18 protein-coding genes are annotated in these 13,699 nt (G+C 68.9%); 10 read left to right on the top strand and 8 right to left on the bottom strand.

The features are described from left to right. Positions 1-55 precede the first annotated feature (55 nt). Positions 56-1,591, top strand: a complete 1,536-nt coding sequence (locus QT386_RS02015; RefSeq protein WP_289272057.1) for a lysyl oxidase family protein — start codon at positions 56-58, stop codon at positions 1,589-1,591. A 69-nt stretch (positions 1,592-1,660) separates the two neighbouring features. Here the strand turns inward: QT386_RS02015 and QT386_RS02010 are convergent, their stop codons facing one another. Next, positions 1,661-2,140 (bottom strand): hypothetical protein, encoded by a 480-nt coding sequence (locus QT386_RS02010; RefSeq protein WP_289272056.1) that lies wholly within the window; start codon positions 2,138-2,140, stop codon positions 1,661-1,663. Positions 2,141-2,309: 169 nt separating this feature from the next. Here QT386_RS02010 and QT386_RS02005 point away from each other — a divergent pair, with 169 nt between their 5' ends. From QT386_RS02005 to QT386_RS01990, 4 genes are all read left to right on the top strand, one after another. After that, on the top strand, positions 2,310-2,699 hold the full coding sequence (locus QT386_RS02005) for a hypothetical protein (protein ID WP_289272055.1): 390 nt from the start codon (positions 2,310-2,312) through the stop codon (positions 2,697-2,699). A 206-nt stretch (positions 2,700-2,905) separates the two neighbouring features. Next, positions 2,906-4,054 (top strand): RNA ligase RtcB family protein, encoded by a 1,149-nt coding sequence (locus QT386_RS02000; RefSeq protein ID WP_289272054.1) that lies wholly within the window; start codon positions 2,906-2,908, stop codon positions 4,052-4,054. After that, the gene (prfH, locus tag QT386_RS01995) at positions 4,051-4,680 is read left to right on the top strand and encodes a peptide chain release factor H (protein ID WP_289272053.1); all 630 of its coding nucleotides are present in this window, start codon (positions 4,051-4,053) and stop codon (positions 4,678-4,680) included. Before QT386_RS02000 ends, prfH begins: the two co-directional genes overlap by 4 nt. Positions 4,681-4,759: 79 nt before the next feature. Then, complete coding sequence (locus QT386_RS01990; protein WP_289272052.1) at positions 4,760-6,001, top strand: diguanylate cyclase; 1,242 nt, start codon at positions 4,760-4,762, stop codon at positions 5,999-6,001. Between the two features lie 9 nt (positions 6,002-6,010). Here QT386_RS01990 and QT386_RS01985 read toward each other — a convergent pair whose 3' ends face one another. Next, a complete protein-coding gene (locus QT386_RS01985) occupies positions 6,011-6,565 on the bottom strand; it encodes a C40 family peptidase (RefSeq protein ID WP_289272051.1) in 555 nt (184 codons plus the stop codon). Positions 6,566-6,769: 204 nt separating this feature from the next. Further along, on the bottom strand, positions 6,770-7,150 hold the full coding sequence (locus QT386_RS01980) for a glycine zipper 2TM domain-containing protein (protein ID WP_289272050.1): 381 nt from the start codon (positions 7,148-7,150) through the stop codon (positions 6,770-6,772). Positions 7,151-7,259: 109 nt separating this feature from the next. Between QT386_RS01980 and QT386_RS01975 the strand changes: the two genes are divergently transcribed. Together QT386_RS01975 and QT386_RS01970 are read left to right on the top strand one after the other, a co-directional pair. Continuing rightward, complete coding sequence (locus tag QT386_RS01975) at positions 7,260-7,562, top strand: GIY-YIG nuclease family protein (protein ID WP_367401368.1); 303 nt, start codon at positions 7,260-7,262, stop codon at positions 7,560-7,562. An 82-nt stretch (positions 7,563-7,644) separates the two neighbouring features. Continuing rightward, positions 7,645-8,058 (top strand): hypothetical protein, encoded by a 414-nt coding sequence (locus QT386_RS01970; protein ID WP_289272048.1) that lies wholly within the window; start codon positions 7,645-7,647, stop codon positions 8,056-8,058. A 12-nt stretch (positions 8,059-8,070) separates the two neighbouring features. Here QT386_RS01970 and QT386_RS01965 read toward each other — a convergent pair whose 3' ends face one another. Both QT386_RS01965 and QT386_RS01960 read right to left on the bottom strand, forming a co-directional pair. Beyond that, positions 8,071-8,622, bottom strand: a complete 552-nt coding sequence (locus QT386_RS01965; RefSeq protein ID WP_367401373.1) for a DNA-3-methyladenine glycosylase — start codon at positions 8,620-8,622, stop codon at positions 8,071-8,073. Positions 8,623-8,669: 47 nt separating this feature from the next. Continuing rightward, a complete protein-coding gene (locus QT386_RS01960; RefSeq protein WP_289272046.1) occupies positions 8,670-9,581 on the bottom strand; it encodes an NTF2 fold immunity protein in 912 nt (303 codons plus the stop codon). Between the two features lie 504 nt (positions 9,582-10,085). Here QT386_RS01960 and QT386_RS01955 point away from each other — a divergent pair. Next, positions 10,086-10,220, top strand: a complete 135-nt coding sequence (locus QT386_RS01955) for a hypothetical protein (RefSeq protein WP_289272045.1) — start codon at positions 10,086-10,088, stop codon at positions 10,218-10,220. 53 nt (positions 10,221-10,273) lie between these two features. On the opposite strand, the gene lexA is transcribed toward QT386_RS01955, so the two are convergent. Then, entirely contained in the window at positions 10,274-10,921 is a 648-nt protein-coding gene (gene lexA, locus QT386_RS01950) for a transcriptional repressor LexA (protein ID WP_289272044.1), read from the bottom strand. 68 nt (positions 10,922-10,989) lie between these two features. Here lexA and QT386_RS01945 point away from each other — a divergent pair, with 68 nt between their 5' ends. Next, a complete protein-coding gene (locus QT386_RS01945; RefSeq protein WP_289272043.1) occupies positions 10,990-11,250 on the top strand; it encodes a hypothetical protein in 261 nt (86 codons plus the stop codon). Positions 11,251-11,426: 176 nt separating this feature from the next. Here the strand turns inward: QT386_RS01945 and QT386_RS01940 are convergent, their stop codons facing one another. Beyond that, positions 11,427-12,152, bottom strand: coding sequence for a TetR family transcriptional regulator (locus QT386_RS01940; protein WP_289272042.1), 726 nt, complete (start codon positions 12,150-12,152; stop codon positions 11,427-11,429). A gap of 135 nt (positions 12,153-12,287) precedes the next feature. Between QT386_RS01940 and QT386_RS01935 the strand changes: the two genes are divergently transcribed. After that, the gene (locus QT386_RS01935) at positions 12,288-13,151 is read left to right on the top strand and encodes a metal-dependent hydrolase (protein ID WP_289272041.1); all 864 of its coding nucleotides are present in this window, start codon (positions 12,288-12,290) and stop codon (positions 13,149-13,151) included. A 161-nt stretch (positions 13,152-13,312) separates the two neighbouring features. On the opposite strand, the gene QT386_RS01930 is transcribed toward QT386_RS01935, so the two are convergent. After that, on the bottom strand, positions 13,313-13,594 hold the full coding sequence (locus QT386_RS01930) for a hypothetical protein (RefSeq protein WP_289272040.1): 282 nt from the start codon (positions 13,592-13,594) through the stop codon (positions 13,313-13,315). Positions 13,595-13,699 lie beyond the last annotated feature (105 nt).

Below are 13,699 nucleotides of genomic sequence, written 5' to 3'. Positions count from 1 at the left end.
TCGCAAGCCCCGCCGCGCCGGCGTGGTGCATCGCCGCCATCCGGGGATCCAACGCATGCCATCGCCATTTTCGAAGCACGCCCTGCTGGCCGTGCTGCTGCTGTCACCCACCTGCGCCCTGGCGCATGGAGCCAAGGCCGCCGGCCCTGCTGCCGCGCTGGGGCTGGGCGAATCGACCTTCTGGGACGGAGGCACCATCGCCTCCGGCCGCGTGAGCAATGCCGCCCTCTGCGACCGCGCCGCGCCCTGTCCGAGCTGGAAGATCGCCCTGGCCCCGGGCGGCCGTCGCCTGCGCGTCGGCATCGACACACCGGAGCGCACCGATACCTTCGCCGTGGACCTGATCGACCCGCACGGCGCGGTCGCGGCCAGCGACAGCAACTCCAACCAGTTCAACTCGGAGGCGCTGGTGATGGATCCCGAGCCCGGCGAATGGACCATTCGGGTGCGGCCCGAAAGCGTCACGCAGGCTTCGTTCCGCATGCGCGCAAAGCTGGAGTCGGTACTGCCGGAGGACCTCTCCGCCCAGGGTGCGCGCCGCGCGCTGCTGCCCAACCTGCGCACCGTGCCGCCCTACGAATTCACCTTCATCGCACCGGCCAATCCGCTCAACGGCGTCTATCCGCCCGACACCATCAATCCGCCGCTGGCGATCGGCGACATCCACCCGATCTCCTGCACGGCCGACGAGGCGGCGCCGGTTGCTCTGGGTGGCGGCGGGGCGAAGCGCTGCCTGCGCTTCACCTCCGGGCCGATGAACCTGGGGCCGGGCATCTACGACATGCGCTTCCGCCTGATCGACGACTTCATCGCCGGCACCGCGCAGCTCAACCTGCAGGAGGCGCTGTCGCGCATCGTGGTAGGGCCGATGCAGCAGGTGATCCACTACTCCGACGGCAGCACGCAGGAGATCACGGCAGGCACCTACAGCTTCCACCCGATCCACGCGCATTTCCATGACGACTACGTGTTGAGCTTCGAGCTGTTTGCCGTGAACGACGCGGCACGCGGCAGCATGACGCGCGTCGGCGAGGGCACCAAGTCCGGCTTCTGCCCGGCGGACCAGCTGTTCGCCGACTGGACCCAGTTCAACCAGGGTTACGAAGTGCCTGGGGGCGACACCGCGCTGGGCAGCTGCTTCTCGCCCAACGACGGCGTCATCGGCCTGTCGATCGGCTGGGGCGACGTCTACCGCTGGCAGCGTCCCGGCATGTACGTGGAGTTCGACGGCATGCCCAACGGCCGCTACGTGGTGCAGTCGCGCGTCGATGCCAACAACCACGTACTGGAAGCCCGCGACGACGACAACCTGTCCTACGCCTATATCGAGGTGCAGGGCGACAACATCCAGTTGATCGAGCGCGGCTGGGGCGAAAGCCCCTGGGATCCCGCCAAGACCGCCTTCGAGGGGCCGGGGCCGGCTCGGCGCGCGGCGTCAGCCGTGGCCGCGGGCAAGGACGACACGGGGTCGTCGAGCGATGGCGGCGGTGGCGGTGCGCCTTCGGAGTGGCTGCTGGCGCTGCTCACGCTGATCGCCCTGCTGCGCCTGGAGCGGCCAGGCGCGTCGCCGGTTCGCCAGCGCCGCGACTAGCCCGCCCAAAAAAAGAGGCCCCGCAGGGCGGGGCCAGAAAGTGTCCTTTGAGCAAGGACAGGGGAGAGATCAGACCAGCAGCGGCGCGCAGGTGGCGGCCAGGTTGCCGTAGGCGCGGGTTTCGATGGCCATGGCGCTGGACATGTCCTGGGGGCTCAGGCGTCCGGCCGCGGCGCGGTAGGACATGCTGACCTTGAGCTGGAACATCTCGCGCTGGGCCTGCGCGGCGCGCCAGGGGTGGGCGGTGGCAATGGCGGATTCGCACTGGCGCATCAGGGCGGCGATGCGAGTGAGTTCGGTGCCGGCCGGCACGCTGGACACAGGGTGGGCACCGGCAATGGCGGGAGGCGGTACGAGTGCCACTGCGGCCTGCTGCGGGCTGTACACGTAGCCGCGCAGCGGCGCGGCCTGGCGGGCAGCCTTCACCGGCTGTGCAGCCCTGGATTTGGACCTGGCCGGGGCAGCCTCCGCAAGCGGGGCGGCCAGCAGCAGCGCCATGGACAGGGCCAGCGCCATCAGCGGCTTGTGGTTGTTCGTGCTGGAAGTCATGGGAGGCATCTTCGGATTTCATGCTGCACCGCAACAGTGGCGAAAACTCCGTGCCGTCCTGTGGATAAGTTCAAGGCGGCGCCGGTACCCTTCAAGTAACTGATTCCATTACGTGTTGCGCTGGCTGGCTGCCTGCACCTACCCTCCCCGGATCTCCGGGAGAACGAGCATGCTGGGACTCTGGGGCAAGTACGCCCATGTCTATCTGTTGGTCATCGCCGCCACTACGACGCTGGTGTTCGCGCTGCCGATCTTCCTGGCACCACTGGCCTGGGCCCGGCGCTTCGGCTGGAAGATCCCGGCCGACACGGACCTGGCGATCTACTTCGGCCGCTGCCTGGGCGCATTCATCCTGATCGTGGAGTGCCTGATGCTGCGCGCCGGCCTCACCGGGGTCGGCATGCTGTTCACCTTCGAGGTGCTGGCGCTGGTGGCGGTGCTGATGATCGTGGTGCACGTGCGCGGCGCGGTGCAGGGCATCCAGCCGATCAGCGAGACGCTGGAGATCGGCATGTACTCCGGCCTGCTGGTGCTGACGCTGCTGTTCTGGCCGCAGTGAAGACGCATTGCATTCGCGCGCGGCCAGGCATAGGATGCGCGCCCTCTCATCCCCCCCACTGCAAAGGAGACGCTTCATGACGCTGTCGAAACGCCTTTGCAGGCCGCGCCGAGCCTAGCCTCAACCGCTGACAGCGGTTGCTGTGCCCAGGCCCGCCCGGCCTGCCATCACCAGACCTTCTCTTCACCATTTCTGGAAATGGAAACATGGGCAATCCCATTCAAAACCTGTCTGCGGGCGTCGTCCTCGTCGCCGCGGACGACTGCTGGATCGAGGGCAATGCGATCCAGCAACTGCAGACCACCGCAGCCCTGCCGGGCATGCGGCGCGTGGCCGGCATGCCGGACCTGCACGCCGGGCGCGGCTACCCGGTGGGCGCTGCATTCTTCTCGGTAGGTCGCTTCTACCCGGCCCTGGTCGGCAACGACATCGGCTGCGGCATGTCGCTGTGGCGCACCGATATCGCCACGGCGAGGCTACACCTGGACAAGCTGGAGCAACGCCTCGGCTCCATCGACGGGCCGCTGGAGCCGCGCTGGCAGGTGCAGGTCGATGCACTGGGCGTGGAAGCCGGCGCGCATGCGCGTTCGCTCGGCACCATCGGCGGCGGCAACCACTTCGCCGAGCTGCAGCAGCTCGACGAGGTCTACGACGGCGAAGCGGTGGCGGCGCTGAAGCTGGAGCGCCGTCAGCTGCTGCTGCTCGTGCACAGCGGCTCGCGCGGACTGGGCGAGGCGATCCTGCGCGAGCAGGTGGAGCGCCACGGCCACGGCGGGCTGGAGCACGGCAGCGAGGACGCGCGGCATTACCTGGCGCGCCACGACGGCGCGCTGCGCTATGCCGAGGCCAACCGGACGCTGATCGCGCGGCGCCTGCTGGAGCGCCTGCGGGCGGAGGGCGAGGCGGCGCTGGACATCCATCACAACCTGGTCGGTCCGGCGCACATCGGCGGCGAGGACGGCTGGCTGCACCGCAAGGGCGCGACGCCCTCGGACCGCGGCACGGTGGTGATCCCGGGCTCGCGCGGCGACTACAGCTACCTGGCGGAGCCGCTGTCCGGTGACGCTGCCGCGGAGGCGCTGCACTCGCTGGCGCACGGTGCCGGACGCAAGTGGCAGCGCGGCGACTGCAAGGCGCGGCTGTCGCGGCGCTACCGGCCGGAGCAACTGCAGCGCACCGCGCTGGGCAGCCGCGTGATCTGCGATGACCGCGCGCTGATCTGGGAGGAGGCGCCGGAGGCCTACAAGCCGGTGGATTCGGTGGTGGGCGCGCTGCGCGAGGCGGGCCTGCTGCGGCTGCTGGCGCGGCTGAAGCCGGTGCTCACCTACAAGACGCGCGCGGGGTGCTGCCCATGATCCTGCTGCAACTCTCCGCCGGCCAGGGACCGGCCGAATGCTGCCTGGCACTGGCGAGGGCGCTGGAGCGCCTGCGGGACGAGGCGGCGGCAATGCGGGTGGACTGCAATGTGCTGGAACAGGAGCCGGGACCGGAACCCGGCACCTGGCAGTCGCTGCTGCTGGCGCTGGAGGGCGCCGGGGCCGAGGCGCTGGCACAGCGCTGGAACGGCAGCCTGCTATGGACCTGCCCCAGCCCCTACCGGCCGGGCTACGGGCGCAAGAACTGGTACTTCGCCGGCCAGGTGCTGGCACTGCCGGCGCCGCCACCGTCCGGGGAGGTGCGGATCGATACGCTGCGCGCCTCCGGGGCCGGGGGCCAGCACGTCAACCGCACCGAGTCGGCGGTGCGGGCCACGCACCTGGCCAGCGGCATCAGTGTGAAGGTTCAGTCGGAACGCAGCCAGCACGCCAACCGGCGCCTGGCGCTGCTGCTGCTCGGCCGCCGCCTGGCGCAGCAGGCGGAAGAGGCGCGGCAATCGCTGCGCGCCGGGCGCCGCCAGCTGCACCACGAACTGGAGCGGGGCAACCCGCGGCGCTGCTTCCGTGGGCCGCGCTTCGAGGAGGCGGGGACCTGTATTTATTGAGGGGTCGGCACTCGCCCCGCAGCCTGCTAGGCTGCGCGACACAAGAGGGGTCAACAGGCCCTAGATCAAGAGCCGCTTCATGAACAGCGACCGAGATGCACAGGAGGACGGGCTGGCCCCGCGCAAGGCTGTCGCTGCCCTGCGCGACCTGCCGGAGTACGATCTGACGCCGCAGGAGGCGCTGGACGTGGCGGACATCGTGGCGGCGCGCACCAAGCGCTTCCGCTTCCCGCAGCGCCTGGAGGACGATTTCCAGGCCTTCAACCGCGCGTCCAGCCGCAACGCCCGCATCATCCTGGCGGCCATCACGCTGCTGTCCTTCGCCTCCGCCGCCCTGTGGGCCCCTGTCCTGCTCGGCTCTGCACCGTCCAGCAGCGGTTTTGTGCTGGCGATGGAGCTGCTGGTGGTGACGCCGCTGTTCGCGGTGGTGCTGTGGCTGCTGTGGAAGCGCGGCGAGCGCGACAGCACCGAGTGGCTGATGCTGGGGGCCTACTGCATCGAGATGCTGGTGATCGAGACGATGCGCCACCACAGCGACGCCAGCGGCTTCCCGGTGGACCCGTCCGTGGGCGTGCTGGTGCCGATTGCGGTGATCCTGATGGCCCGGCCACGCTTCGGCCGCAGCCTGATGCTGCTCGGCGCCTTCGCGGTGATCACGGTCAGCCAGGCCTGGATCTGGAAGGAGGCGGCCAATCCGCATGCCGCCAGCTCCTGGATCATCAAGTGGATGCTGCCGGCGCTGGTGGTGCTGGCCTCGGCGTCCAACAAGCTGGCGCTGCGCCGGCAGTGGGCGGCGGCACTGCTGCTGCGGGTGATGGCCCACCGCGATCCGCTCACCGGCCTGCCCAATCGCCGCGCGCTGGAGAAGCACTACGAGGCGATGGGCCGCGCGATGGCGCGGGGCAGCCGCACGGGCCGGATGGTGCTGGCGATCATCGACCTGGACCATTTCAAGAAGGTCAATGACCTTCAGGGGCACGAGTACGGCGACGGCGTGCTGATCGAGATCGCGGTGGCACTGTCCGGCTTCGCCCGCCGGCCGCTGGACATGGCCGCGCGCATGGGCGGCGAGGAGTTCGCGCTGCTGCTCTATGACTGCGACGAGGAGGCGGGGCGGCAGCGCCTGTCATCGCTGCTGGAGACGGTGTCGGGCCTGCAGATCGAGAACCGCGGAGCGACGCTGGGCATCATCACGGTCAGCATCGGCGCGGCGGTGGTGCTGCCGGACGCGCGGCTGTCGGACGCCTACCGCGCGGCGGACGAGGCGCTGTACCGGGTCAAGGATTCGGGCCGCAACAACTACGAGCTGGTGCGGCTCTAGAAGGTAGTCTCAGATGATGCGGCGCGCGGCCACCAGGCGGCGCTCCCAGTCCGGTGTCAGGCGCGTGACCACCACGCGGCCCTGGCCCGGCGAGGCATGCAGGATGTAGCCGTCGTCCATGTAGACCGCCACGTGCAGGTTGCGCGGCTGCCAGCGATAGAACAGCAGGTCACCCTTGCGCAGGTCGTCGCGTGCCACCGGCTCGCCATAGCCGACCTGCTGGCGCGTGGTGCGCGGCATGTCCAGGCCGATGACGCGGAAGATGCGCTGCACCAGCGAGGAACAGTCCACCGAATTCTCGTCGCGGGCGCCGAGCTGGTAGTCGGTGCCGAGCATCGACAGGGCGTCGCTGATCACCAGGTCCACCACGAATTCGTCGTCCAGCCGGTTGGACGCTTCAAGGGCTACCGGCGTCTGCACGCCGTCGTCGATCATGTGGTCGGCGGACCCTACCGAGCCCAGCCGGGTGCTGAGGTCGAGGGCCGAAGCCGGGGTGGTGCCGAGTACGGTGCAAAGGGACAGCAACAGGCTTGCGGCGCGGGGGCCGCGAGTCGTCAATCGCATGATCGGGGGCTCATGAAGGTGCCAGTGGAGGCACCGTAGCGGGGAGGTTATCCACCGTAAGTAGACAAAATGTACTGCCCGGCATGAATGGTCGCGATGCGCCGCCGACCGGTCGTGGTCCTGCAAAACGAAACGGCCCGCGATGGGCCGATCATGAGAAAGGCGGGCCCGGAGGCCCGCCTCGTGCACGCTGCGGAGGAACCCTTACGAGTTCGCCGGCACCTGGCGGCAACGCTCGCGGTAGCTCACTTCCTGGTCAGGATAGTGCTGCTGGGCCACCTTGCCGCCGGCATAGGCACCACCCAGGGCACCGGCCACCGTGGCTACGTCCTTGCCGCTGCCACCGCCGATCTGGTGGCCCAGGGCGCCGCCTGCGGCACCACCCAGCAGGGTGCCGGTGACGCGCTTGACGCCCCATTCCTTGTTGGTGACCACACGCTCGGTGCGGCACTCTTCGCGCGTTGCCGCGACTTCCTTCTTGTCCGCAGCCGGCTCATCGCCGGACTTGCTGGCAAACACCATGGCCGACATGCCGACCACCGCGGCCGCCACGCCGCCGACGATACCCGCAGTGAGATTGTTCATGACTTCCTGTCCTTCTTCGAAAGGCGCGACCCTGCGCCGGTGAGCCCAAGTTAGCGCGGCGCGCTGAACAGAAACTGAGCGGCGAAGTCAGCCGGCGTTCAGCCTTATCATGGCGGGGATGGCCGACTCCGGAAGCCCCTGCTGGTACGTGTACATGCTCGAATGCGCGGGCGACCGGCTCTATACCGGCATCACCCCGGACGTGGCGCAGCGCTTCGAGAAGCACTGCAGCGGCCGCGGCGCGGCCTTCACGCGCATCAACCCACCCCGGCGGGTCCTGGCGGCCATGGCCTGTGCCGACCGCAGCAGCGCGCTGAAGACGGAGAGCGCGCTGAAGAAGCTGAAGCGGCCAGCCAAGCTGGCCTGGGTGCAGCAGCACGCCTGGAGCGCGGAGGGCCCGCCGGAAAGTTGATCACAGGCCTGCGGGAGTTCTTTTCCGCTGGACGAGGGACCGGGCCCGCCACAGTCTGGCCCTACCGTCTCCAGGAAACGCCATGAGCCTGACCGTCAGCGATCTGCAGAACACGCTGCTGCACTTGTTCCACGCCCGCGGGCTGGGCGCGGGACGGCAGGTGCCGCTCGGCCAGGTGGAACAGCTCTGGAGCATCACGACGCTGCGCCGCGGCGACCTGCTCGACGCCATCGTGCGCTTGTCCGCCACCGGCAACCTCGGGATCGACGACCAGGCCGGCGATACGCTGCTGTCGCTGACACCGGCCGGCGGGACCGGCGCGCGCATGCTCAGCGGCCCGGAGGGCATGCCCTGGGGCCAGTACCTGCAGGGCGTGCTGCTGCCGACATTGCGCCAGCGCCAGTTGCCCGCCGCCCCGGGCGGCAATGGCCGGCGTCACTACGAAAGCCGCGCCGCGCAGCCCCAGGCACAGCGCCACAGCCACCTGCTGAACTAGGGCCCGTCGACGCTAGGGCTTGGACACCCAGCGATTGTCCTTGATGTAGAAGCGCAGCAGGCGGCGTGCCCAGTGGCCGGCATAGTCCACGCCGATACGCGGGCGGCGCTCGATGCGTACCGGCGGCATCGGCTGCGGCGCAGCCACGAACAGCTCGTCGCCCAGCAGGTCCAGGCCGTTGTGGCGCAGGTCCAGGCCCATGGCCTTGCACAGCAGGCCCGGCCCCCGCGTGCGTCCCTCCAGGTTCTTCACCGGCTCCAGTGCTCGCAGCAACACGGCGGAGGCGATGCCCTCGGCCTCGGTCACCACGTTGACGCAGTGGTGCATGCCGTAGATCAGGTAGACGTAGGCATGCCCCGGCGGGCCGAACATCACGCGCGTGCGCGGTGTAAGCCCCTTGGAGGAATGCGCCGCGAGATCGTGCGGGCCGAGGTAGGCCTCCACCTCGACGATGCGGCCAACGCGCTCGACGCCGCCGCTGCGGTGCACGAGGTAGCAGCCCAGCAGCTCGCGCGCAACGGTCTGCGCGTCGCGGTCGTAGAAGGCGCGCTCCAGCGGGTGCAGCGGCGCCTCCGCCGGCAGCTCCAGCGGAGCCGGGAGCAGCCGATGCTTCAAGGCGCGGGGTCGCCCTGCGACAGGCGGACGACCTTGCCGCTGTCGGCCTCCAGCACCAGCACCCAGCCCTGGCCAAGCTGCGCGGTCTTGGCGCTGCCCAGTACCAGCCAGAGGTTGTTGCGGCGATAGGAGCGGTACGGCGCCTGGATGGCGGTCTGCTCTGCACCCCAGCGCTGCGTCCACAGCTCGCGCGCGATGCGGATGGCGGTCTTGCCGTCGGCCACCGGGCCCCGTGGCGCGATGCCGGCGACGCTCTCGCCGGCCGGCACCGATTCCAGATACTTCTGCGCCCAGGGGCGCCAGTCCGCGTCCGGCGCGGCGGCCGATTCCAGGCGCGAGGACTGCGGGCCACCCGGCTTGCGCAGGTGCAGGTCGTAGGGCGGCGAGTAGCTGGTGGGCAGCGGCACGGCGCGGTCGCCGAGCAGGCCGTTGAGCGTCTCGCGTGCCTTCTTCGCCACGTCGATCGGCGAAGGGACGTTGTCGGGGCGCGAGTAGACGATACGGCCCTTGCCGTCGATCACCAGGAACCAGGGCGTGCGCGAGATGCCGTAGGGGGCGATCAACGGATCGCCGTTGAGCAGCAGCGGGAAGCTGAGGCCGCGGTCCTTCATGGCCTGCACCGGGTCGCCGCCGCGGTTCTCCAGGATGTTGATGGTCCAGACGTTCACGCCCTTGCCGCGATAATCCTTCCAGATGTCGTCCACGTAAGGCTGCAGCGCACGGCTGAACGGGCACCAGGAGGGCCAGAACAGCAGCACGGTGGGCTGCCCCTTGGCGTCGGCCGGGTAGTTCACGGTCTTGCCGTCGGGCGTCTTCAGCGACCAGGGCGGCGCCTGTGTGGGCTCGGCCTGGGCCGGCCGCGCCAGCAGCAGCGGCAGGACGCAGCACAGGGCACGGAGAAGCTTCATCGGTCGGAATCCTTTCGTCGGACGGGGGCCGGCCAAGCATAGTGCAGGCCTGGCCACCGCGGGGCCGCGGCCTATATTGCGGGCCGGCAGGATAGCCCCGGGGCAGAAAGACCATGCAGATGGGGCACGGGTCCGCGCGCGTTGCCGTTGTCGTCATGGCCCTGAGTCCGGCGCAGGCCGGCCCCGGTGATCCGCTGGGTTTCGGCAGTGGAGGCCGCAGGTGGCGCGCGATGCCGCCGGCAATTTCCTGGTGGGCTGGCAGTCCGAGATGCCGGCACCGACTCCGCCGATCAACGCACGGCGCTACTACGCCAACGGCACTCCGCAGGGCCCCGAGTTCGGGGTAGCCGCGCCGGGCAATCCGGGCACCGATCCGCGAGTGGCGATGGACGCGGCGGGCAACTATGTGATCGCCTGGCGCGCCAGCGAGCCTGCTGGTTTCGACAGGAAGTCGACATCCAGCGCTAAGACGCCGACGGCGGCCCGCGCGGCGGCAAGACCACGGTGCGTGCCGACGGCACGGAGAACATCCGCATCGTCAGCGCGCCGACCACGGCGATGGATGCCTACGGCAATGTGGTGGTGGTGTGGTACGAGCCCGACGGGGTGCTGATGGGGCGGCTGTACCAGGCCTACTGACGCGGCCTTTTCGCCCGGCAGGAAACAGCGATATCCGCGAGCCGGCTCGCGGATCAGCGCGGCGCGCCGGTGCGCAGCAGGCCACCCATGATGCCGGCGATGCGGAAGGGCGCGGCCTCCTGGTCTTCCGCCGGCTGCGCCAGGTCGATGACGATGGGCTCGTAGCGCGGGTTCTCGGCATGCAGCGTGACCACGCTGCCCTTGCGGCGATAGCGCTTGAGCGTGATGCGCTCGAAACCCCCACGCGGTTCGTAGAGGCAGGCGGCGATGATCTGTCCGTTCTCGGCCTCGGACTGCGCGTGGATGCCCACCAAGTCGCCCGGCAGGATGCCGGCGTCGATCATCGAGTCGCCGTCCACGCGGTGCAGGAAGTCGGCGCGCGGCTGGAACAGGCCGGGGTCGAGCTCCAGCCAGTGCTCGGCGTTGGACGGCGCGGTGATCGGCGCACCGGCGGCGATGCGGCCCAGCAGCGGCAGGCCCGGTGGCGTCTGCTCACGCAGCAGGCGGATGCCGCGGGCATCGTTGGGCGAGATCTCGATCTCGCCCTTGCGTGCCAGGGCCTGGAGGTGATCGCGCGCGGCGTTCTGGGCAAAGCCGAAGTGCTCGGCGATGTCGCGCTGTGACGGCGGATAGCCCTCCGCGCGCAGGCGCTGCTCGATGAACTGCAGGATCTCGGTCTGGCGGGGCGTCAGATTGGCCATCGGGGCTTGCATCCTGTTTCGGAAACGACTACTGTTCGTTTGAACAGTACTTGTCAGGTAAACAGTATATGAGCCTCGCGACTGCCGCAGCAACCCAGACCCCGTCCCGCCGCCGCACCCGCCTCCCCGCCGAGGCCACGGTGACCGTGGACAGCCGTCACCGCCGTAGCGCCGCGCGCCGCAAGACCATGATTTCGCAGGAGAACCCTGCGATCCATTATGGCCTGCCGGATGGCTTCGTGAACACCGGCATGGTCATGGCCATGGTCGGGATCGCGGCCCTGCACCACCGCACGCTGCTGGACGCACTGTTCTCGCTGTTCGCATAGGCCCGGCCGGCGGGACCGTTTTCGCCCTGGCAATCGGGGCGGAACCCGCTACAAGCCGCGCTCAACGCGCTATCCTTCAAACCGCGTAAGGGCGGTCCTGCTGGTGGTTGCTTCCTCCCTTCCATCAGCAGGACTTCGCCCGGACCGCCACTCCCGATTTGGACCTCAGCCCGGCATCAGTCCGGAAACCTGAGTCCCGACGCCGCCAGTTCCTGCGGCGCCTTGGCTGCGATGGCCCCCCAGAACAACAACAGCACGAAGCGCTCCGCCTGGCGGCGGATCTGCTCGCGCTGCTCCGGATGCTCCAGGTAATCCAGCGAGAAGAAGGTCATCTGCCGGATGACCAGCTGCGAGATCTCGGCCACGTCCTCGCGCTGCAGCAGCGGCAGTTGCAGGGCACCGAGCACGTCCTCGGTCATGTCCTCCCCGATATCGTCCAGCACCTTGCGCAGGGCCTTGCGCAGCACCGGCGAGCTGCCGTGCATCTCACGGATGCCGACGACGTAGGCGGTGCGGTGCTCGGTGACGAAATCCAGCACCAGGGCGATCGACTCGCGCACTACGTCCTGGGCCTTGCGCCAGGCATCCCCGGGGTTCGCGGTGTCCGACAGCTTGAGCCCGGCTTCCGCCGGCCTGCGGCGGCGCTCGCGCAGGCCTTCGCGCAGCTGGCCGCTGAGCTGGTCGATCACGGCCAGGCCCAGCTCATCGAAGTCGTTGAAGTGGCGGTAGAAGGTGTTGGGATTCAGGCCGGCCTGCCGCGCCACCTCGCGCAGCCCCAGTGAAGCTAGGCTGCGGGTGGTGGCGGCGAGTTGCAGGGCGGCCTCCATCAGGCGCTGGCGGCCGCTGACCAGGGGCGACGGGACCTTGGCCGATGGTCTGTCTTCAGCGGAATCCTTTTTCATATCAACGCCTTGATCTGCGGAATCAGAAGGACTGTGACATCACTCGTTGACATCGATGTCTACAGTCGTCTACCTTTCGTGTAGACGATTGTATACCTCTTCCGGGGTTCGTCGCCCCCGATGGAGCACAGGACGATGAGCAGCAAGCCGAAGACCGCCAGCCGCACCAAGACACCGATCCTGCCGACCCGCCGCGACCTCAAGTTCCGGCTGCCGGCGGAGAGGATCGCCGACTGGAATGGCGGCAGCGTGCATATCTCGCAGTTCATGAACACGCTGTCGATCGTGTTCCCGGTGGGCGAGCGTTTCTTCATCCAGAGCGTGCGCAACTACCGCGACCAGATCACCGACCCGGAACTGAAGAAGGCTGTCACCGCCTTCATCGGCCAGGAGGCGATGCACGGCCGCGAACACGAAGAGTACAACGAGGCGCTGTTCGCCCGGGTGCCCGCGGCGGCGCGCTTCGAGAAGATCGTGGCCGGTCTGCTGGGGCGCATCCAGCGCCACACGCCGCGCTCCTACCAGTTGTCGGCGACGATCGCGCTGGAGCATTTCACCGCGATCCTCGCCGATGGCTTGCTGAAGCAGCCGGAGGTGCTGGAGAAGGCCGACCCGCGCTTTGCCGCGCTGTGGCACTGGCATGCGCTGGAGGAGACCGAGCACAAGGCGGTGGCCTTCGATGTCTGGGAGACGGTGAAGGGCACGGGGCCGCGCGCCTATGCGGAACGCGCGGGCGGCCTGGTGCTGGCCACGGTGATCTTCTGGGCGATGATCACGCCGGCCTACCTGGCGGTGCTGCGCTCGGAGGGACGCTTGGCGGACGCCAAGGGCTGGCTGGAGTTCTACCACCACGGCTTCGGCCGCGTGGGCTTCCTGCGCAAGCGCATCGGCGCGTGGTTCGATTACTTCCGCCCGGACTTCCACCCCTGGGACGACGACAACCGCCACTTCCTGGAAGGCATCGAGGAGTTTGCGGGGAAGGTTGAAGCGGCAGCCTGAGTCCTCTGACCGCCACACCGTAGAAAGCCGGTGATTTTTGTGGGGTGCGCCAAGCGAAGCGTGCCCACTCTACAAGGCTGGCGGGGCAAGGCGGCATCAAAGAAAAAGGGGCCAACCCAAGTTGGCCCCCGTTTTGTTGCACGCGGAGATCCTGGCTGGAGTTAACCGGCCTCTGCGTCCTCCCCATCCAACGGCAGACCCAACTGGTCCGGCCGTGCCCAACCAACCCTGCAGGTGCTGAGCGACAGGATCTGCTGCCGCCAGGAGTACCGTCCGTTCGAGGGGCCGATCAGCTGCATCTCGCCGAGCACCAGGGCCATGGTTCCGCGCAGCCGCTCGTGGCTCGGATTGAGCTCCGCCTCGGGCAGGAAGCGCAGGCGCGCACCGACCGGCCACTGGCTGGCGGGACGCGCGGGAACAACGACGGCGGTGATATCGGACATGGCGGAAGGGTCTCCAGACATATCGCGATTGTCCGGCAGCGGCGCCGTTCGCCACATCGGAACCAATCCCCTCCCCCGTGTCAGACGCTGCCGACAGCGCACGTA

Source organism: Solimonas sp. SE-A11 (genome assembly GCF_030345715.1).
Lineage (GTDB): Bacteria > Pseudomonadota > Gammaproteobacteria > Nevskiales > Nevskiaceae > Solimonas_A.
The sequence above is the reverse complement of the archived record's forward strand: the minus strand, read 5'-3'. Positions and strand labels throughout refer to the sequence as shown.